This window comes from Micromonospora sp. NPDC052213 (assembly GCF_040679695.1).
Taxonomy (GTDB): domain Bacteria; phylum Actinomycetota; class Actinomycetes; order Mycobacteriales; family Micromonosporaceae; genus Micromonospora.
The window spans coordinates 23,084-42,514 of the sequence record NZ_JBFAVI010000035.1 but is presented as its reverse complement, the minus strand read 5'-3'; the positions used below and the strand labels follow the sequence as shown (position 1 = coordinate 42,514).

General features: G+C 73.4%; 22 protein-coding genes. 13 read left to right on the top strand and 9 right to left on the bottom strand.

Features of this window, described 5'->3' with window-relative positions; all coding sequences use genetic code 11:
• Positions 1-38 precede the first annotated feature (38 nt).
• Positions 39-491 (bottom strand): Rrf2 family transcriptional regulator, encoded by a 453-nt coding sequence (locus tag AB0L34_RS12005; protein ID WP_363704202.1) that lies wholly within the window; start codon positions 489-491, stop codon positions 39-41.
• 125 nt (positions 492-616) lie between these two features.
• Between AB0L34_RS12005 and AB0L34_RS12000 the strand changes: the two genes are divergently transcribed.
• Together AB0L34_RS12000 and AB0L34_RS11995 are read left to right on the top strand one after the other, a co-directional pair.
• The gene (locus tag AB0L34_RS12000) at positions 617-1,873 is read left to right on the top strand and encodes a globin domain-containing protein (RefSeq protein ID WP_363704200.1); all 1,257 of its coding nucleotides are present in this window, start codon (positions 617-619) and stop codon (positions 1,871-1,873) included.
• A gap of 221 nt (positions 1,874-2,094) precedes the next feature.
• The gene (locus AB0L34_RS11995; RefSeq protein ID WP_363704198.1) at positions 2,095-3,306 is read left to right on the top strand and encodes a glycosyltransferase; all 1,212 of its coding nucleotides are present in this window, start codon (positions 2,095-2,097) and stop codon (positions 3,304-3,306) included.
• An 85-nt stretch (positions 3,307-3,391) separates the two neighbouring features.
• Here AB0L34_RS11995 and AB0L34_RS11990 read toward each other — a convergent pair whose 3' ends face one another.
• Together AB0L34_RS11990 and AB0L34_RS11985 are read right to left on the bottom strand one after the other, a co-directional pair.
• Positions 3,392-4,321, bottom strand: coding sequence for an NAD(P)-dependent oxidoreductase (locus tag AB0L34_RS11990; protein WP_363704196.1), 930 nt, complete (start codon positions 4,319-4,321; stop codon positions 3,392-3,394).
• Complete coding sequence (locus AB0L34_RS11985; protein WP_363704194.1) at positions 4,318-4,719, bottom strand: hypothetical protein; 402 nt, start codon at positions 4,717-4,719, stop codon at positions 4,318-4,320. Before AB0L34_RS11985 ends, AB0L34_RS11990 begins: the two co-directional genes overlap by 4 nt.
• 112 nt (positions 4,720-4,831) lie before the next feature.
• On the opposite strand from AB0L34_RS11985, the gene AB0L34_RS11980 reads away from it, so the two are divergent.
• A complete protein-coding gene (locus tag AB0L34_RS11980) occupies positions 4,832-5,056 on the top strand; it encodes a hypothetical protein (protein WP_363704192.1) in 225 nt (74 codons plus the stop codon).
• Between the two features lie 34 nt (positions 5,057-5,090).
• Here the strand turns inward: AB0L34_RS11980 and AB0L34_RS11975 are convergent, their stop codons facing one another.
• Positions 5,091-5,717 carry a TetR family transcriptional regulator gene (locus AB0L34_RS11975; RefSeq protein WP_363704190.1) on the bottom strand — a complete coding sequence of 209 codons (627 nt, stop codon included), beginning with the start codon at positions 5,715-5,717 and terminating at the stop codon, positions 5,091-5,093.
• 149 nt (positions 5,718-5,866) lie between these two features.
• On the opposite strand from AB0L34_RS11975, the gene AB0L34_RS11970 reads away from it, so the two are divergent.
• Complete coding sequence (locus AB0L34_RS11970) at positions 5,867-7,981, top strand: MMPL family transporter (protein ID WP_363704188.1); 2,115 nt, start codon at positions 5,867-5,869, stop codon at positions 7,979-7,981.
• Positions 7,982-8,270: 289 nt separating this feature from the next.
• Here AB0L34_RS11970 and AB0L34_RS11965 read toward each other — a convergent pair whose 3' ends face one another.
• The gene (locus tag AB0L34_RS11965) at positions 8,271-8,441 is read right to left on the bottom strand and encodes a hypothetical protein (protein ID WP_350706584.1); all 171 of its coding nucleotides are present in this window, start codon (positions 8,439-8,441) and stop codon (positions 8,271-8,273) included.
• Positions 8,442-8,711: 270 nt separating this feature from the next.
• Between AB0L34_RS11965 and AB0L34_RS11960 the strand changes: the two genes are divergently transcribed.
• Together AB0L34_RS11960 and AB0L34_RS11955 are read left to right on the top strand one after the other, a co-directional pair.
• Positions 8,712-9,338 (top strand): hypothetical protein, encoded by a 627-nt coding sequence (locus AB0L34_RS11960; RefSeq protein WP_363704186.1) that lies wholly within the window; start codon positions 8,712-8,714, stop codon positions 9,336-9,338.
• 179 nt (positions 9,339-9,517) lie between these two features.
• Complete coding sequence (locus tag AB0L34_RS11955) at positions 9,518-9,883, top strand: hypothetical protein (RefSeq protein WP_363704184.1); 366 nt, start codon at positions 9,518-9,520, stop codon at positions 9,881-9,883.
• Positions 9,884-9,942: 59 nt separating this feature from the next.
• Here the strand turns inward: AB0L34_RS11955 and AB0L34_RS11950 are convergent, their stop codons facing one another.
• Together AB0L34_RS11950 and AB0L34_RS11945 are read right to left on the bottom strand one after the other, a co-directional pair.
• Positions 9,943-10,473, bottom strand: coding sequence for a DinB family protein (locus AB0L34_RS11950; RefSeq protein WP_363704182.1), 531 nt, complete (start codon positions 10,471-10,473; stop codon positions 9,943-9,945).
• A gap of 83 nt (positions 10,474-10,556) precedes the next feature.
• The gene (locus AB0L34_RS11945) at positions 10,557-11,477 is read right to left on the bottom strand and encodes a DUF72 domain-containing protein (protein WP_363704180.1); all 921 of its coding nucleotides are present in this window, start codon (positions 11,475-11,477) and stop codon (positions 10,557-10,559) included.
• Positions 11,478-11,607: 130 nt separating this feature from the next.
• On the opposite strand from AB0L34_RS11945, the gene AB0L34_RS11940 reads away from it, so the two are divergent.
• From AB0L34_RS11940 to AB0L34_RS11910, 7 genes are all read left to right on the top strand, one after another.
• Positions 11,608-12,111, top strand: coding sequence for a DinB family protein (locus AB0L34_RS11940; RefSeq protein WP_363704179.1), 504 nt, complete (start codon positions 11,608-11,610; stop codon positions 12,109-12,111).
• A 124-nt stretch (positions 12,112-12,235) separates the two neighbouring features.
• Positions 12,236-13,039, top strand: coding sequence for a hypothetical protein (locus tag AB0L34_RS11935; protein WP_363704177.1), 804 nt, complete (start codon positions 12,236-12,238; stop codon positions 13,037-13,039).
• A gap of 193 nt (positions 13,040-13,232) precedes the next feature.
• Complete coding sequence (locus AB0L34_RS11930) at positions 13,233-13,991, top strand: Pr6Pr family membrane protein (protein ID WP_363704175.1); 759 nt, start codon at positions 13,233-13,235, stop codon at positions 13,989-13,991.
• 301 nt (positions 13,992-14,292) lie between these two features.
• Positions 14,293-15,339, top strand: a complete 1,047-nt coding sequence (locus tag AB0L34_RS11925) for an NAD(P)-dependent alcohol dehydrogenase (RefSeq protein ID WP_363704173.1) — start codon at positions 14,293-14,295, stop codon at positions 15,337-15,339.
• A 23-nt stretch (positions 15,340-15,362) separates the two neighbouring features.
• Positions 15,363-15,878, top strand: coding sequence for a 2'-5' RNA ligase family protein (locus AB0L34_RS11920; RefSeq protein ID WP_363704172.1), 516 nt, complete (start codon positions 15,363-15,365; stop codon positions 15,876-15,878).
• Positions 15,879-15,939: 61 nt separating this feature from the next.
• Positions 15,940-16,422: a hypothetical protein gene (locus AB0L34_RS11915; protein ID WP_363704171.1), complete on the top strand. Its 483-nt coding sequence runs from the start codon at positions 15,940-15,942 to the stop codon at positions 16,420-16,422.
• A 116-nt stretch (positions 16,423-16,538) separates the two neighbouring features.
• Positions 16,539-17,390: a S1 family peptidase gene (locus tag AB0L34_RS11910; protein WP_363704170.1), complete on the top strand. Its 852-nt coding sequence runs from the start codon at positions 16,539-16,541 to the stop codon at positions 17,388-17,390.
• A 105-nt stretch (positions 17,391-17,495) separates the two neighbouring features.
• Here the strand turns inward: AB0L34_RS11910 and AB0L34_RS11905 are convergent, their stop codons facing one another.
• Together AB0L34_RS11905 and AB0L34_RS11900 are read right to left on the bottom strand one after the other, a co-directional pair.
• Positions 17,496-18,416: a carbohydrate ABC transporter permease gene (locus AB0L34_RS11905; RefSeq protein WP_363704169.1), complete on the bottom strand. Its 921-nt coding sequence runs from the start codon at positions 18,414-18,416 to the stop codon at positions 17,496-17,498.
• 58 nt (positions 18,417-18,474) lie between these two features.
• Positions 18,475-19,425: a sugar ABC transporter permease gene (locus tag AB0L34_RS11900; protein ID WP_363704168.1), complete on the bottom strand. Its 951-nt coding sequence runs from the start codon at positions 19,423-19,425 to the stop codon at positions 18,475-18,477.
• Positions 19,426-19,431: the final 6 nt, after the last annotated feature.

Here is a 19,431-nt window from a genome sequence, read left to right as displayed (position 1 = left end):
GCCGCCCGGCGCGGGGTTCCGCCGCGTCCACGGCCGGATCAGTCACGTCCCTGGGCGGGGCGGGCGCGGGGCAGGCCGAGGGCGAGCAGCACCGGACCGGTCGGCCCGTCGACGAGGCCGCCGAGGGTCACCCCGTCCAGCACGGCGAGAAAGGCGTCACGGGCCCGGCGCAGCTCGCCCCGGAGCCGGCAGGCCGCGCGCAGCGAGCACGCCGGCTCGTCGCAGGACACCACCTCGTCGTCGCCCTCGAACGCCCGGACCACCCGCCCGACCGTGGTCTCGTGGCCGCCCTCGGCGAAGGCGACCCCGCCGGAGCGGCCCCGGATCGTGACCAGCACGCCGAGCCGCTGCAACCGCTGCACCACCTTCGCCACGTGGTTGCGGGGCAGCGCCAGCTGGTCGGCCAGCTCGTCCACGGTCATCCGCCGTGGGTTCGCGGCGGTGAGCATGGCGATCCGCAGTGCCATGTCGGTGGACCGGTTGAGCTTCACGTCCCGACCCTAGCCAGCGCCGGCACGCCCCACCACGGGCCGACGGACGCGATCTGTGATCCACCCGACCCCCGACCCGGGACCTTCGACCCTAAAGAGGTATCTGGAATGCCTGTTTTGCTGGCGTGGTCCGAGCGGTTCAGCGCAGAAGGAGACAAGTCGTGCTCTCGGAGTCCTCAACAGCAGTGGTGACGGCGACCCTGCCCGCCGTGCAGGCGCACGGCGAGGCGATCACCGGCCGGTTCTACCAGCGGATGTTCGACGCCCACCCGGAGCTGCTCGACATCTTCAACCGCGGCAACCAGGCGACCGGGGCGCAGAAGGCCGCGCTCGCGGCCTCCGTGGTCGCGTACGCGGAACACCTGACCGGCGGCAGCGACGCGCCGTGGGGCCCGATCCTGGACCGGATCGCGCACAAGCACGCCTCGCTCGGCATCACCCCCGGCCAGTACACGATCGTCGGCCGGCACCTGCTCGCCGCCGTCGGCGAGGTGCTCGGCGACGCGGTCACCCCGGAGGTCGCAGCGGCCTGGGACGAGGTGTACTGGCTGCTGGCCTGCGAGCTGGTCGCCCGGGAGGCCCGCCTCTACGCCGGGGCGGGGCTCGCCGAGGGCGCGTCGGTCTGGCGGGACTGGCGGGTCACCGGTCGGGTCACCGAGGCGGTGGACGTCGTCTCGTTCACCCTGGTCCCGACCGACGGCGGCCCGGCGCCCGCCTTCGTCCCGGGCCAGTACACCTCGGTCGCCGTCGACCTCGACGAGGGTCGCGGGCAGCAGATCCGCCAGTACAGCCTCTCCGGCCGGCCGGGGGCCGACCACTGGCGGATCACCGTCAAGCGGGTACGCGGCACCGACGCCGGCCCCGACGGCATGGTCTCCACCTTCCTGCACGAGCACGTGGCCGAGGGCGACACCCTCCGGCTCAGCCCGCCCTTCGGCGAGGTCAGCGCGGTGGCCGGGGAGGGCCCGCTGCTGCTGGTCAGCGCCGGCATCGGGCTGACCCCGGCGATGTCCGCCCTGGAGCACCTGGCGGCCACCGAGCCGCAGCGCCCGGTGGTGCTGGTGCACGCCGACCGGGCCGGCGCGGCGCACGCGTTCCGCGGCGAACTGCCCCGCCTGCACGCCGCGCTGCCCAACCTGCGCACCGCCCTGTGGTACGAGGACGTCACCGACGTCGAGCTGGCCGGGCTGGCCGCCGAGGTGGCCGGCGGCCGGGTCGACCCCGCGTTGATCCCGCTCTCCCCCGACGCCCACGTGCACCTCTGCGGGCCGCTGCCGTTCATGAACACCGTCCGGGGTGGCCTGCTGCGGCGGGGGGTGCCGGCGGAGCGGATCGCCTACGAGGTGTTCGGCCCGGGCATGCTCCGCGACGACCGGAACTGATCCTCCGCGGCCGACCGGACACCGGTGGTGAGGCGTTCGCCCCACCACCGGCCAGGTCCGCGCCGCCGGCCGGGCGTCCCGCCGAGAACTCGGCGGGCCGGCGGTTAGGCGACAGGGCCGGGGGTAGGGGACTCCGCATGCGGGTGCGACGGGCTCGCGGGGCGGCACCGTCCGCGGCGCGACCCGTTCCCCGACGACCGGGCCGGCCGATGGAGGAAGACATGCGCATCGCGATGATCTCGGAGCACGCCAGCCCGCTCGCCGTCCTCGGGGAGGCCGGCGGGCGGCACACGCGGGTGGCGGAGCAGGCCGCCGCGCTGGTGCGCGAGGGGCACGACGTCCGCGTCTACACCCGCCGGGAGTCCACCGCCCAGCCCGACACCGTGTCCACTCCGGACGGCTACCAGGTGTGCCACGTGCCGGCCGGGCCGGCGCTGCGGTTGCCCGGCAGTGAGCTGATGCCGCACCTGGGTGAGTTCGGGCGCTGGCTGGCCGGTCAGTGGCGCGACGGCGACTGGATGCCGGACGTGGCGCACGCCCATCACTGGATGAGCGGCCTGGCCACCCTGCACGCCGGCCGGCGCACCGGGGTCCCGGTGGTGCTGACGTACCACTCGCTCGGCACCGTCGAGCGGCGGCAGCAGGGCGCCCGGGACACCAGTCCACCAGGCCGGATCGGCTACGAGCGGGCCCTGGGCCGGGCCGCCGACCGGATCGTCGTGCAGTGCCAGGACGAGATCGGCGAGCTGGTCCGCCTCGGCGTGCCCCGGTCCCGGATGGTGCTGGTCCCCTGCGGGGTCGACCAGCAGGTCTTCCGTCCCGACGGGCCCGTCGCCCCGCGCGACCCGACCCGCCCGCGGATCGTCACCGTCGGCCGGATGGTGGAACGCAAGGGCTTCCAGGACGTCATCCGGGCCCTGCCTGCCGTGCCCGACGCGGAGTGCGTGGTGGTCGGCGGCCCGCCGGCGCGGTTGCTCCCCACGGACGGCTTCGCCCGCCGGCTCCGGGCGCTCGCCGAGTCCTGCGGGGTGGCCGACCGGGTGAAGCTGATCGGCGCGGTGCCCCGCACGGAGTTGGCCGGCTGGTACCGCTCGGCGGACCTCCTGGTGGCCGCCCCCTGGTACGAGCCGGTCGGGCTGGCCCCGCTCGAGGGCATGGCCTGCGGCGTGCCCGTCGTCGGCTCGAATGTCGGCGGCATCGCCGACACGGTCGTCCACGGCCTCACCGGCGACCTCGTGCCGCCCCGGGACCCCCGGGCGTTGGGCACCGCGATCCGCCGGCTGCTCGCCGACAGGGTCCGCCGCTTCGCGTACGCCACGGCGGCGCTGGACCGGGTCCGCAGCCGGTACTCGTGGAAGCGCTGCGCCGAGCAGTTGAGCGCCGTCTACGCCTCGGTCAGCACGGCCGCCCGAACCGCCCCGGCCCTGGCCTGAAGGCCGGCGGCACCGGCAGCCCCGCACCGGCAACCGGCAACCGGCAGCTCGATGCCGCTCCACCGCATCGCCACGGTTCGAGGTGTCAGCCGTTGGCGACTGCCGCCAGGCCTGCTCGATGAGTAGGGAAGTCGGGCGTCCAGCCGAGTTCTCGTTTTGCTCGGTGATTGGACAGGCGGATGTGTGTTCGGACCATGAGGGCGTGAAGGTACGGCAGGACGGCCAGCAGGTGACCGGGGACCGTTCGGGGCGGGGACGCGCCGACGACGTCCGCGACCGCCCGGAAGTAGTCGGTGAAGGTGACCGGCTGGTCGTCGACGATGTTGTACGGCTGACCGGGCCGGCCGGAATCGAGCGCGGCCATGGTGGCCGCGGCGGCGTCGTGGATGTGGATGACCGAGGTGGTGCCGCTGGGGCGGAGAGCGGGCAAGAGCCGCCGCTTCGCCAGGTGCATCAACCGTCTGGTGGCCGGTTCCGGGCCGTAGAACATGCCGTAGCGCAGGGCGATGCCTTCGATGCCGGGCGCATGGAGAACCTGATCCTCGTTCGACCGCATCGCGCGCATGTGTCGGTCGATTCCAGGATGCCCGGTGAGTTCGGCGAAGGGATGATCCTCGCCGAGTGGCTCCGTACCGTGGTCGCGGTAGCCGTACCCGAGGAAGAACGACTGGGTGACGAATCGACGTGCGCCGACTGCGGCTGCCGCGCGGAGGAGGTTGGCCGTGCCATGATCGCGTAGCGCGTCCGTGGCGTACAGATTGCGGTGGAAGAGCGGCACCCCGGTGATCGCGGTCGCCTGATGGATCACGGCGTCGACTTGCCGGCCGTCGAGCGCGGCGAGCAGATCCTCGACGTCCATGACGTCGGCTTGCACTGGCAGCACGCCCATCGACGTCAGCCGGGCGGCGCCTGCGGCCGTCCTGGTGACACCGAGCAGTTCGTGTCCAGCGGCCACCAGCATGGGCAGCAAAGCGGTGCCGAGGGTGCCGGTCGCCCCGGCGAGCAGGATCCTCATGCCGGAACCTCCAGCCGGTCGTCGGCGCACCGCCGGAGTTGCCGGACCCGCGCCGCCCACGCGGCCAGTCCCACCGCCGACATCGCCAGCAGGAGCCACGGGTCGGAGGTGTTGCCGCCCAGGTCCAGATCGACGGCGTGGTTGACAGCGTGGAGGCCGCTGGTGAACGTGAATCCGGCCAGGACGACCGCCAGCGCGTCGCGCCATCTCAGGGCGCACAGCATCATCATCCCGATGCCGATCTGGAAGACACCCGCGTCATGCAGGAAGTGCACGTGGTTGGGCCAGTTGGCGTATCGGGCGAAGCTTTCCGGATCCAGCCGGGCCCACGAGCCCGTGCCCAACATCGACGCCGCCGCCAGCACGACCGAGGCTTTGGCGAACACACCCTTCGGCATTCTCGTCACTCCTTCCAACGGTGTTCGCCCATAGAAGGAGCAACCGGGCCGCCCTGTGACGCGGTCGCGGTGTGACGCGACGCACGTCACATCCGGAGTCGAACTGCATTTCATGGAGGAGACCTGGCTGGCCTGGGCCGGTGTGGACGCTGAGCACCTGGAACACCCTCGGGCCTATCTGGTGCGCATCGCCGTGCGGCAGGCCCTGGCCCGGCTGTGCCAGAGGCCGAGTGCCAGAGAGGAGTACGTGGGGCCTTGGCTGCCCGAGCCGCTGCTTCCTTCCGCCGATCCGGTCAGCCTCTTCGCCACCGGCGGATGGCCATCGCCATCGGGGTGACGAGCCTCAGGTCTCGCGGGCCCCGTCCCGTCGCTCACTCCTGCGCGGGGCCGAGCGAGCGAATGCCGGCAAGTGCCACGTGGGTGGCGCGGAGCAGCGCTCGCAGCAGTTCCTCGGGTGCGGGGTCGTGGGGCAGCGTGGCATAGGCGACGGTGACCATCGACCCGACGAGTGCGCCGACCGCCGCCGCCGCGTCGCCCTCCTCCAACTCGCCGGGGAACGCGTCGAGCAACGCAGCCGTGAGTTGTTGCTGGGCGGAGACGATCCGGCGCAGCGCGCCGGCCTGCAGAGCAGGCGTGGACAGCACCACGCGCACGCGCCGGGTCGCCAAGTCGCTGGTCAGGTCGCGGGCCGCCGCGCCGGATGTCACCGCCGACCGCACCGCACGGAGCAAGACGTCGGCGACGGTCTCCCCCGGGTGACGCGTGGCGACCATCGCGACGATCTCGTCGACCCGCGCCTGCGAGTCGGCGAAGAGAACGTCCTCCTTGCCGGGGAAGTAGGCGAAGAAGGTGCGTGGTGCGATATCGGCGGCCGCGGCGATCTCGGCGATCGTCGTCTCGTCGTAACCCTTGGTGGTGATGAGTTCGATCGCAGCGGTGATCAGCGCCGCGCGGGTGCGTTGCTTCTTGCGCTCGCGCAGACCAATCGGATGTGTCATGCAAGTGATGCTACCGCTTACGCACACACTGCATTCATGCACTCGTTGCATAATTGCACTGAATGCGGTTTACTGCAGCGATGGAACCTCCCCTGGACCGACTCGGCCGTCTCTGCGCACGACGGCCTTGGCGCACTCTCGTCCTCTGGTTGCTCGCCGCCGGCGTGCTCCTCGGCGTCGGGCAAGCGGCCGGGAGCACATTCGTCAATGACTTCCGGGTGCCCGGCACCGAATCCCAAGAGGCCACGGATGTGGCCCGTGACCACTTCCCCACGTTCGGCGTGGTCAGCGCGACAGTCGTCTGGAGCGCCGAAGAGGGGAGCCTCCAGGATCCGGCGCGGCAGGCCGCCGTCCGGCAGATGATCGAGGCGATGCGCGGGCAACCCGACGTCGCGGCGGTCGACGATCCGTTCCCAAGCCCGGACGGTCGGGCGGCGATGGTCAACGTCGACTACGAGAAGGAGTTGGGCGAACTCGACGGCACCCACTACGAACGGCTGCGTGAGGCGGCCGAGCCCGCTCAGGACGCCGGCCTGCGGGTGGAGTTCCGCGGTGCCGTCGTCGACCTGGGCACAGAGCCCACCACGTCCGCAGCGGAACTCGTCGGGGTCGGCGCCGCGCTACTGGTGCTGATCATCGCCTTCGGTTCACTGGTGGCCGCGGGCATGCCGCTGCTCGTGGCCGGCGTCGGCATCGTGGTCGGCACCGCGATCGTCCTACTCATCGGCCTGATCGTGGACATTCCGACGTCGGCGCCGATCATCGCGGTCATGCTCGGCCTGGGCGCCGGCATCGACTATGCGCTGTTCGTCCTGAGTCGATTCAGATCGATTCTCGCGCACGGTGAGGACAAGGTGCGCGCCGCCGGGCACGCCACGGCGGCCGCTGGGCATGCGGTGGTCTTCGCGGGCGGCACGGTCGTCGTCGCCATCCTCGGCCTCAGCTTCGCGGGCATTCCGTTCGTGGGGGCGATGGGAGTCGCCGGCGCGGTGACGGTGGCGGTGATGGTCGTCGCCGCGATAACCCTGTTGCCCGCACTGCTCGGCCTGGTCGGGCATCGGGTGAACGCGCTGCCCGTTCCCAAGCTGACCAAGAGGGCGCGTGCCTCCGCCGGAAAGCCCGAGGACGAGAGCGGCCCGACCTACCGCTGGGGCCGGCACGTCCAACGCCACCGCGTGCTCTATGCCCTGCTCTCGACGGCGCTCCTGCTCGCACTGACGGCACCGGTGCTCTCGCTGCGGCTCGGCACGCCCGACGACGGAATCCAGCCCACGAGGAACACGCAGCGCCAGGCCTACGACATGATCGCCGAGCACTACGGCCCGGGCTGGAACGCGCCGCTCGTCATCACCGTTACCGACACGAGCGAGATGGGCGTCAACGCCTTTGCGGGCGCCCTCGCCACCGACCCGGACGTCGAACTGGTCACCCCGCCGACGACGAGCGAGGACGGCGAGATCACGCTGATCACTGCCATCCCCCGGTACGCGCCGCAGGACCAGGAAGTCTCCGACCTCGTCCATCGAATCCGCGACACGATCGGGCCGGATTCCCTGGCGTCCACTGGTGGCACCGCACTCGTCGGCGGCGCGACAGCCGTCGTCATCGACATGGCCGACGTCGTCGGCAAGCGGCTGCCGTGGGTGATCCTGGCCGTGGTCGGCGCCGGCATGGTCCTGCTGCTCTTCATGTTCCGGGCACCGGTGGTCGCACTCAAGGCGGCGGTGATGACGCTGCTGTCCATCGGCGTCTCGTTCGGCGTGATCATCGCGATGTTCCAGTGGGGCTGGGGTCTGGATCTGCTCGGCATCGACAAGTCCGTGCCGGTCATGTCGGCAGTCCCCATGATCCTTTTTGCGGTGCTGTTCGGCCTGTCGATGGACTACGAAGTCTTCCTGCTGTCCGCAGTCCGCGAGTCCTATGACAAGGATCGCGACCCGCACCGCGCCGTCGTTGTCGGCATCGGCACCACCGCACGTGTCATCTCCGCAGCCGCGATCATCATGGCGTGCGTCTTCCTGAGCTTCGTCTCGGTGCCAGAGACGCTCATCCAGATGATCGGCATCGGCCTTGCCACGGCGGTCATCATGGACGCCACCGTCATCCGGATGGTGCTGGTTCCTGCGGTCATGAGCCTGCTCGGCAACGCGGCCTGGTGGCGGCCCGGCCGCAAGCCGGCGCCACGACCGGCGGCGATCGACGGTCCGGCCGACACTCCAGGGACGGTCGAGGGCGAGCAGGACCCCGAGAGTCAGCGCGTGTAGCGCGAGTCCCGCTCCTCGCAAGCGACGAGACCGGGTGGCGCAGCGCACCACCCGGTCCAGTCGGCTCTTGAGCCCGAACCACCGCCGCCGCGGAGCGGCGGTCACCTCACCGCGCCCAGAGCACTTCACCTGGGTACGCGCCAGCGCGCACCGCTGGCGGCCCGGTGGCCCGCTTCGCCACGGCCTGCCGGCCCCGCTGAGGCACCTTCAGCTCACGGGTGTCCCGCTGACGCCACGCCGTCGCCCCTACACTTCCCCCGGGCGGCGTACCCCGCCGCCCGGGGCCCGGTCACTCGTCGGTCTCGACGGGCACCATCTCGCCGTCCCGCTCGACGCGGGTCTCGCCGCGCTCGGGCGGCGGCGGCACCTGGGACGTCGTCTTGCGCGGATCGTTGCCCGGGTGCATCAGCACCGCGTCGGTGGAGGCGGTCTTCTCCCGGCTCTCGTCGGGCTGCGACATCCTCTTCCCCTCTCGCTCGGATCGTCCGTCCCGCGATCTACCCGCACCGGCCCCGCCGACTCCTCCCGGCCGCGCCCCGTCGCCGGCGCGACCGCCGTACCCGCCGCCGACGACGACGGGTCGCGGGGCGGCGCGGGGCGTACCCGTCGCCACCGGTTCCCGGTCTTCCCCGGTATCCGCGTGACCGCGCCCTATCGGTGGGTGACGGACGGGCATAGCCGACCGGGCGGCGGGTATGCCGCAGCGCCCGACACGGTGGAAGGGGATCAGATGTCCGAACGGCACACCGCACTGCGCTCGATGCACGATCTGGGCCTGGCGGCCTGGTTCGGGGGCTCCCTGATGGGAGCATTCGGCGTCAACGGCGCGGCGGCACAGATGAACGACTCGACCCAGCGGTTGCCGATGGCCTCGGCCGGCTGGGCCCGGTGGACGCCGGTGAACGCCGCCGCGATCGGGGCCCACCTCGCGGGCGCCGTCGGGGAACTGGTGACGGAGAGCCCCCGGGTGGCGGCGCAATCGGGAGTCGCCCGGGTCAGCACCCTGAAGACCGCGCTGACGGTCAGCGCGCTGGCGGTGACCGGCTACAGCCGGTTGCTCGGCATGAAGCTGGAGAAGGCCGGCGGCCCGTCGGTCGAGGGGGTCACCGAACCCAATTCGCAGACGCCGTCGAACGTGGCGTCCTGCCAGCGGAAGATGCGGATGCTCCAGTGGGCGGTGCCCGCGCTGACGGGGGCGCTCATCGTGGTGACCGCGTACATGGGCGAGCAGCAGAAGCCCGGCGAGGTGTTCCGGGGGATGCTCGGACGCGCGGGCGGGCTGCCGAAGGGGATGGGCGCGGTGATGGCGATGGGCGCGGCGGCCAAGAAGAAGCGGATGGCGATGTCCGGTCGCTGACCGGGCGACGTGCCCACCGGCGTCCCGCCGACTCCTCGGCGGCGGGACGCCGCTCCGCGTCCGGAGTCGGGCGGGGCGAGCCCGCCCGGCACGACCCGACGGGGCGCCGGCGCAGGCATGACCGGCCCCGGGACGGGCAATCGGGGCCGGTAGCGGCGGACCCGACCAGCGAGGTGACCATGGCGGCAGGAGACGGACGCAGCGGGGGCAGGCGCACACCGGAGTCGATCACCCCGTGGGTGACCAGGGACGGCTTCGACGCGGAACCGCCCTGGGGCACCGGCGAGCACGACCCGATGGACGAGGGCAGCGAGGAGACCGCCGTGCCGGAGGGCCGGCGCGGGGACCGCCGCGCCGGCGAGCCGGCGGGGCCGGCCGGGAAGGGGGGCCGGCACGGATTCGGGCCGACCGAGCCGACCCGTACGCTGCCGGCCGGACCCGGCGCGCCCCCGGACCCGGCGCCGTCCCGGCGGACCTTCCCCGACGCCGCCGACGTCGAGGAGCGGACGGAGGACGCGCTACGGACCCGGGGCCGGCGCTCCTGAGCGACGTGGGCGGCGGCGCGGTACGTCCCGGCCGTCCCCGGCCTCGGGGCGCGGCCCGGTCAGGCCCCGGGTCCCGCCGCGCGCAGCAGCCGGAGCTGACCGATCTCGGCGGCGTTCTTCATCAACTCGGCGTTGACCCAGCCGAGCATGTGCGTCACCGTGTGCTCGGCGTCGTCCTGCCAGGGGAACGGCGCCGTACGGTCGAGGTCGGCGTCGGTGAGGCGGTCGAGGACACCGAGCCACTCGGTACGCAGGCCGCGCAGCCACGCGACGGTCGGCTCGCCCGCGCCCGGCCACTCCACGTCGGCGCGCTGTCGTGGCGGCTGCCCCCGGAGGTGGTCCGCGGCGACCGTCCACCACCAGCCGATGTGCCAGGTCAGCCAGCCGATCGTCGGGACCGGAATCGGGTCGGGTTCGGTGTCGGCCCAGTCGGGCGTCCAGCCGCCGTCGGGGCCGCGACGCACCGTCCAGCACTGCCCGGCCGGCTCCCAGAGGAAGTCCGCCGGGTCGAGGCGCTCGAGGTGGTATTCGAACAGCGACCACGTCAGGTCGAACTGCCAGCGCAAGAGCGCGCGAGAGGATGCCGCCACCCGGCGATCATGCCGGAGCCCACGCGGCCCGGTCGACGGAATTGGTCCGGCGGGGCCGGCCCACACGGGCCGCACGCCCGCCGTCAGGAGGGCGACACCGCTCCCGCCCGCGCCGGACGGCCCCGCCCCACCGGTTCGACACCCAGCAGTTCGGCCAGCCGGTCCGCGTCGCGCTGGGCCTGGTCGCCGCAGCAGTTGTTGAACAGCACGTGCAGCTCGCCGGCCTGCCCGGCCAGCTCGGTCAGCAGCTCCGACCAGCGGCGCAGTTCCTCGTCGCCGTACGCGTAGCGGAACTTCTCCTGCTTGTCCCCCGTCCCCCAGGCGCTGCTGTGCCCGTGGAAGCGGACGACCGCCAGCTCCGCCGTGGCGAACAGGATGGGCGGCACCGACGAGGGGTGCCCCTGCGGCATGTCCACGCAGACGAACGACAGGTCGCGCTCCCGCAGGAAACCGAGCGTGTCCAGCGCCGCCGTGCCGTCGAACCAGGACCCGTGGCGCAGCTCGACGGCGACCCGCCACGGCCGGCAGCGCTCGGCCAGCTCGGCGATGCGCCGCTCGGGGGCGGCGCCGCGGGCCAGCCACGGCGGGAACTGGAGCAGGACCGCGCCGAGCCGGTCGGCCGCCGCGATCGGGTCGAGCGCCGCCCGGAACCGGTCCCACAGCTCGTCGTACGCGGTCGCCGGCAGGTCCCGGCGCCGGATCCGGCTCGGGCCGCCGGCCGGGCGCAGGTCGCGGGGCAGCGCCGCCACCGGGGTCGGGTGGCCCGTGAAGAGGCTGAACGCCTTGACGTCGAAGGTGAAGCCCTCCGGTGTGGCGTCGACCCACCCCTGCGTCGTCTCGGGCACGGGCACGGCGTAGTAGGAGGTGTCGACCTCGACCAGGGGAAACCGCCCGGCGTAGAAGCCGAGCCGGCCGGCCGGGGTGTTCGCCGCGCGCGGGTACCACCCCGAGCGCAGCAGCTCCTGGTCCGCCCAGGACGACGTGCCCACCTTGATGACACCCATGTGATTCAGTGGATCGCGGATCGGACGAATCGGCAACCGCTGGCGGAAAACCGGCACGGCGGGACGCGGTTCTGTCGGTGGCCGGCCCTATCGTGAGCCCGTTCGGACGTCCGTGAAGAGAGGTGGCGGGATGACCACGACTGAGCAGCTGACCGGCGAGCGGGCCGACCTGGTGGAGACGCTGCGCCTGCACCGCGGCTTCCTCCGGCAGACCGTCGCGGGGCTCACCGACGAGCAGGCCGCGACCCGCAGCACGGTCAGCGAGCTGTGCCCGGGCGGCCTGATCAAGCACGTGACGCAGGTCGAGCACCGGTGGATGCGGTTCGCCGTCGGCGGCGCCGAGGCGATGAACAGTGATCCCGTCGACTGGGCCGGCCAGTTCCGCATGCTCGACGGCGAGACCCTCGCCGGGCTGCTCGCCGACTACGACCGGGTGGCCGCCGCGACGGACGAGCTGGTCGCCACGCACGACCTCGACGCCGCCCACCCGCTGCCGCAGGCTCCCTGGTTCGAGCCCGGCGCGAGCTGGACGGTCCGCCGCGTCCTGCTGCACCTGATCGCCGAGACCGCCCAGCACGCGGGGCACGCCGACATCCTCCGCGAGGCCATCGACGGCGCCAAGACCATGGGTTGACGCCCCCGCGCGGGCGCCGCCCCGCCCCGCTTCCCGGCCCGGTGATTGTCGGACGTCACACTCCACCCCGTGTGACGTCCCGGCATCCGGCGGCGCTGAGGGACACGAGATGAAAGCACACCGGATGGACCAGGAGACTGTCGAGCGACTGCTCGGCGGTCCGGTCGTCGACCCGCGGGACGCTCCGCAACCTGTCGCGTCGCTCCTGACGGCGGTCCGTGCCGCACCCCGCGCCGCTGAGCTCGCCGGCGAGGACGCCGCGGTACGGGCGTACCGGCTGGCGCGGGCCGGCACCCCCGTCGGCAGTCCCGAGCGGAGTCGTCGGGGCCGGGCCCTCGCCGGCTTCGGCGCCCGCGCCGCGCTGGCCGGTGTCGCCCTCGCCGTCACCGGCGGGGTGGCCTTCGCCGCGGCCGGGGGCACCCTGCCCGGACCGCTGCGTGGCCCCGCCCCCACCACCGCCGCACCCGCGCCGCCCCCGGCCGTCTCCCCCACCGCGGGTCCCGGCCGGCCGTCCGCGCCGCCCACCACGACCGAGGGTCGGCCCGACCCGAGCGCGTCCGTGGCAGCGCTGTGCCGGGCCTACCGGACGGACGGCGACGGCCCGGGCCGCGCCCTGGACAAGCCGGCCTTCGACGACCTCGTCCGCGCGGCCGGCGGCCGCGGCAAGGTGGCCGGCTACTGCGACCGCCTGCTGCCCGCCGAGTCGGCGAGCCCCGGGTCATCGGGCACACCGGTCGACCGGCCCGACGGCACCCCGACCCCCGAGCAGCCCGGGCGACCCACGACATCGCCCTCCGTCCCGGCCGGCCGGCCCTCGGCACCCGGCAACGTCCAGGTCTCGCCCGGCAACATCCGGATCTCGCCCGGCAACGACCAGATCTCGCCCGACCACGGTCGCCCCGCACCGGGCAGCGGCGGCAGCCGCTGACCCCCCACGCCATCGCTCCGCGGGACACGGCGGACCAACGTCTGCCGGTGCCACGTGCCCGGGGGCATCGTCGGGAAGGGGCGCACGTGACGAACGCGCCGCGCGGGCGGCTCGGCCAACCGGTGGGACGCCGACGCGCACCGGCCGGCGCTCGCCCGGTGACCCGGCTCGGCCTGGCTGATAGCTTGCCCCGATGAGTCTGCGGCGTCGACGCGTGGCGACGGTCTTCCGCGTGGTGATCGTGATCAGCGTGCTGGCCGGGATCGTGCTCACCGCGAGGGGTCCCGCCACCGTCACCGGCCTGCTGCCGTACTTCACCATCCAGAGCAACGTCGCCGTCGGCCTCCTCGCCGGATACGCCGCCTGGGTGGCCTGGCGGGACCGTCCCGAACCGCCGTCGCCGCTCAAGGGCGCGGTCACCCTCTACATCACCATCACCGGCGTGGTCTACCACCTGGTGCTCGCCAACCCCGCCAGTCCGTTCGCGATGCCGCAGCCCGACCGCGCGCTCGGCGAGGCGCTGGGCAACCAGTTCCTGCACACCGTCGTGCCGCTGCTCGCGGTGGCGGACTGGGCGCTGTTCGACCGGCGGGGCCGGCTCCGCCCGCGGTACGCGGCGTGGTGGCTGGCGTTCCCACTGGGCTACCTCGGTTTCGCGTTGGTCCGTGGGCTGCTGGTCGAGCGGTACCCGTACCCGTTCCTCGACGCAGGGGAGCTGGGCTACGACGGGGTGGGCGTCAGCGCGGTCTTCTTCGCCGTCGCGTTCTGGCTGCTCGGCCTGCTCTTCGTGGGCGTCAACCGGGGCCTGGCCCGCCGTGCCGGACCACCGGCCGCCCCCGCCACGGCCCCGTCCGGGACGGCCGCCCCGGCGCAGCGGCCGGCGGCCGTCGATTCCGCTCCGGCGTCGGGCGCCACCCCGGGCGGCCGGCCCGACGCGCCGGCCGTGCCGTGACGACCGCGCTCCCGGCGGCTGTCGCAGAGCGGTACGCGGTCTCCGGCCGGCACCCACGGCCAGCGGTGCGGGCTCGACATCGGGCCGTACCTGCCGGTGTGGGCGACCGACGGTTCGGAGCGGGCTCCCACCGGCGGGGGTGAGCCCGACTCACCCGGACGGGGTGAGACGCGGAGGCGGCCGGCACCCCCGCCGCTCGACGTGGCGCAGGCGCTGCGGCCGCCGGAAGGCGGGTCGTTTGACCGGGCGCTGAGCGGGCAGGCGGCGGGCGGAGCCGGAAACCGGACGACAGGAGACGTTGATGCGCGCGCTGCGGTTGCCGAACTGGAAGTCGGAACCCGAGTTGGTCGAGGTCGACGAGCCGACCCCGGGCCCCGGGCAGGTGGTGGTGAAGATCGGGGCCGCCGGCGCGTGCCACTCCGACCTCCACCTCATGCACGACTTCGAGGCCGGCGCCGTGCCGTGGAACCCGCCGTTCACCCTCGGCCACGAGAACGCCGGCTGGGTGCACGCCCTCGGCGACGGGGTCACCGGGCTGACGGTGGGCCAGCCGGTGGCCGTCTACGGCCCGTGGGGCTGCGGCACCTGTGCGCGCTGCCGGGTGGGCATCGACCCGTACTGCGAGAACATCGCCGAGGCGCCGGTGCCCGGCGGTGGCGGCGGTCTCGGCCTGGACGGCGGCATGGCCGAGTACATGCTGGTGCCGCACGCCCGGCACGTGGTGCCACTGCCCGAGGGGCTCGATCCGGTGCTGGCGGCGCCGCTGACCGACGCGGGCCTCACCCCGTACCACGCGATCCGCCGCTCCTGGCAGAAGCTCGGACCGACCAGCACCGCCGTGGTGATCGGCGTCGGTGGGCTCGGCCACGTCGGCGTGCAGATCCTCAAGGCCACCACCGCGGCCCGGGTGATCGCGGTGGACACCCGCGAAGAGGCGCTGAAGCTCGGCGAGGAGTGCGGCGCGGACCTCACCATGCTCTCCGGCGAGGGCACCGCCCAGGAGATCCGCCGGGCCACCGGCGGCCGGGGCGCCGACGTGGTGCTGGACTTCGTCGGGGCCAGCCCCACCCTCGCGCTCGGCGCCGCCGCCGCCCGCACTGTCGGCGACCTCACCATCGTCGGCATCGGCGGCGGCACGCTGCCGGTGAGCTACTTCGGCGTGCCGTACGAGGTGAGCATCCAGACCACGTACTGGGGCAGCCGGCCGGAGCTCATCGAGGTGCTCGAACTGGGCGCCCGGGGAATGGTGAAGCCGAAGGCCACCACCTTCCGGCTCGACGAGGCGGTCGTCGCGTACCGGAAGATGACCGACGGCACGCTGGAGGGCCGGGCCGTCGTCGTTCCGTGACCACCGCGTCCTAAAGTGATCATGTGGTCGCGGCGCTGGAGCTCTACCTGGACACCGACGCCACCCGGCGGATCCGGGTGCTCTGGGACGCGCTGGAGACCGAGGGCGTGCAGAGCATGCGGTCGCTGCTGGAGCAGCGCCACCGGCCGCACGTCTCGCTCGCCGTCGCGCCGCGCTTCGACCCGGAGCGGGTCGCGGCGGCGCTGCGCGGCACGGTGGTGGCCGCGCCGCTGCGGCTGAGCTTCCAGCACGCCGGTCAGTTCGTCGGGCGGGTGCTCTGGCTGGGCCCGACCCCCACCACCGAGCTGCTCGCGCACCACGCCGAGGTGCACGGCCGGCTGGCCGAGGCCGGCATCGGGCTGGTCGAGCACTACCAGCCGGGGCGCTGGGTGCCCCACTGCACGCTGTCGATGCGGGTGCCGAACGCGCTGATGGCCGCCGCCGTGCGCCGCTGCCTGGAGGTGCTGCCGCTGGAGGCGACCGTGGTCGGCGCGGCCCTCACCGACCACGCCCGGGGCATCTCGGTCCCGCTGCCGTAGCCGGACCGCACCCGTGGGCGAACGCCGACGATGTCGGTGGTGCCACGTACGGTCGGCGGCCGTGAGCACGATGAGCGATCCGTGGGACGTCGGCCTGCTCACCGTGCCGCCGCTGGCCGACACGTGGCACGGCGACTGGGTGGCGGCGATGCCGGGCTACCGGGGCCTGGTCGCCGCCCTGGACGCCCTGCTCATGCTCGCCGCCACCGGTGACCTCGACGCACCCGCCGTCGGCGCGCGCCTCGGCACCCTGGCCGCCGACGGCGCGTTCCGCCTCTCCCGGGTGCTGCGGCCACTGCGGGACGCGGCGGGGGCCGGCGCCGCGCTGACCGTCTGGCGTCTCCTCGCCGCGGCCCTGCCCGCGGTGCTCGCCACGTCGCCCGCGCCGCGCGGCACCCCGGACGTGCTCGGCCTAGCCGCGGAGACGGCCGGCGCGACCGGCCTGCGGATCGAGGTGCCGGGTTTGGCGGACGTGGTCGCCCGGGGCGGGTCGAGCCGCCTGGTCGGCGAGGCACGACGGCTGTCCGCGCTCCTCGACCGGTAGGTGACGGGCCGGTTCCCGGCGCGGCAGGCGGGCGGACGGCGTCCGCCGCTTGTCCGCGTCAGGGCCACGGTGGATCCTGTAGGGAATCGACAGAGACGGATCTATCGGAGGTTCGGATGCGTCGTCTCCCGCTCGCCCTACTCCTGCTCGCCGCGCTGCTGCTCGGCCTGCCGGCGCCCGCCCACGCCGCCCCCGACCACGCCGACGCCGCCCGCGCCACGGCCACGCTCGCGGCGGTCCGCACCCCCGGCACCGCCTGGGGGCTCGACCCGGCCACCGGGCGGATGACGCTGACCGTCGACGACACCGTCTCGGCCCGGGACGTGGCGGCGCTCCGGGCGACCGCCGCCCGTGCCGGGGCGCTGCTGCGCCGGGAGCCGGGCCACCTGCGCGTCCTCATCGCCGGCGGGCAGTCCGTCTACGGCGGCGGCGGACGGTGCTCGCTGGGCGCCAACGTGCGCAGCGGCACCACCGCCTACTTCGTCACCGCCGGCCACTGCACCGTCGCCGCCTCGACCTGGTACGCCGACAGCGCGCAGACCACCGTCCTCGGCACCCGGACCGGCACCAGCTTCCCCGGCAACGACTACGGTCTGGTCCGCTACACCGGCGGGATCGCCCACCCCAGCGCGGTCTACACCCACCCCGGGCTGCTCACCGTCTACGGCGCCGGCAACGCGTACATCGGCCAGGCGGTCTGCCGCAGCGGCGCCACCACGGGCGTACGCTGCGGCAGCGTCACCGGGCTCAACGCGACCGTCAACTACGCCCAGGGCACCGTGACCGGCCTGATCCGGACCAACATCTGCGCCGAGCCCGGCGACAGCGGCGGGCCCCTCTACGTGGCCGCCACCGGCACCATCCTCGGCATCCTCTCCGGAGGCAGCGGCAACTGCACCACCGGCGGCACCACCTACTACCAGCCGATCACCGAGATCCTGGCCGCGTACGGGCTGACGATTCCCTGACCGACCGGCCTTGCGCGCCGCCGGCCGCTCGGCCGCGGAGGCGCGGGTCGACTTCCGCGCACCGGACCGGCCCGACCCGAACGGCGGGTCGGGCCGGTCCGTGCGTCAGCCCTTGCGGCCGGTCGTGGCAATGCCCTCGACGAAGTGGCGCTGGGCGAGGAAGAACAGCACCAGCATCGGCACGGTCGCGATGACGCTGCCCGCGAGCACGATCTCCCACTGCTGCTCGCCGCCGTAGCCGAAGCGGTCCAGCACCACCTTCAGCCCGCGCGGCAGGGTGTACAGCTCCTCGTCGCGCAGGTAGATCAGCGGCTTCATCAGGTCCGTCCAGCTCGCCTTGAACTCGAAGACGAAAGCCACCAGCAGGGCGGGACGGATCAGCGGAAAGGCCAGCTTCCAGAACAACTGCGGGTAGCTCGCCCCGTCGACCCGGGCCGCCTCGAAGTACTCGCGGGGCAGCGAGAGCAGGAACTGCCGCAGCAGGAAGACGTAGAACGCCGAGCCGAACAGGTTGCCCGCCCACAACGGCACCTGGGTACCGGTCAGCCGCAGCTCCGACCAGATCAGGTACGTCGGGATCATGGTGACCGCGAACGGCAGCATCATCGTCGCGAGCACCAGCCCGAACAGGATGTCCCGCCCGGGGAACCGGAAGTACGCGAACCCGAACGCCACCCACGCGCTGGAGAGCGTCACCGCGACCGCCGCCGCGACGCCGACCACCAGGCTGTTGAGCAGCCAGGTGACCATCGGCACGGCCTGCCACGCCTCGGCGTAGTTCCCCGGCGCGAACGGGGTGGGCAGGAACCCGGTGGAGAAGACGTACTCACGGGGCCGCAGCGAGGCGCTGATCAGCCAGACGAAAGGCGCCGTGAACACCACGGCGGCGACGACGAGCGCGAGCACGAGCAGCACCCGCCGCCAGACCGGCCGCCCGGCGTCCTCGGCCGCCGGCCGGCGCTCGACGGCCGACGGCGCGGCGGCGGCCACGGGGGCGGCGGCCGTCCGCTCGATCGCGGCCGTCACGACCGGCCTCCCTCGGCCCGGCGCGCACGGGCCACGCCGCGCCGCCCCCGGTGCCCCGTCACGGCCGGTCTCCCTCGTAGTACACGAAGCGGTTGCTCAGCTTCACCTGCACCAGCGTGATGATCAGGATGATCGCGAAGAGCAGCCAGGCCATCGCGGAGGCGAAGCCCATGTGCAGGAACTGGAACGCCTCCTGGAACAGGTGGATGACGTAGAACGACGCGGCGTCGCTGTTGAACGAGCCCTGCGTCTGCCGGTTGCCGAAGTACATGGTGTAGACCTCGGTGAACATCTGCAGGGACGCGATGGTGTTGACGACCAGGGTGAAGAAGAGCGCACCGGAGATCATCGGCAGCGTCACGTGCCGGAACCGGGCCCAGCCGCCGGCGCCGTCGATGCTCGCCGCCTCGTACAGGTCGCGCGGCACGTTCTGCAGGGCGGCCAGGTAGATGACCACTGTGGAGCCGAGGCTCCACAGGCTCATCAGGACGATGCCGGGCATCACCCAGTCGGGGTCGGTGGTCCAGCTCGGACCCTCGATCCCGACCAGGGCGAGGCCACGGTTGATCAGGCCGTCCTGGGTGTTGAGCAGGAGCAGGAACAGGATGCCGACCGCCACCGCCGGGGTCATCACCGGCAGGTAGAAGACGGTACGGAAGAAGCCCTGCAACCGTCCCACCCGCTTGAGCAGCAGCGCCAGCCCCAGCGAGATGGCCATCACCAGCGGCACGTGCAGGGCCGTGTAGTAGACGGTGTTGCCCAGGCTGCGGGCCACCATCGGGTCGGCCATCAGCTCCCGGTAGTTGTCCAGGCCGGTGTACCGGGGCGCGTTGATCACGTCGTACTCGGTGAGGCTGAGCCAGGCGCTGGCGATCATCGGCCCGGCGTTGAAGACCAGGAACCCGACGATCCAGGGCGCCAGGAAGACGTACGCCCACCGCGCCTCCCGCCGGGCCAGCGGCGTACGACGCCGCCGGCCGGCGGGGGCGGGGACGGTGGTGGTGGCCATCCCCGG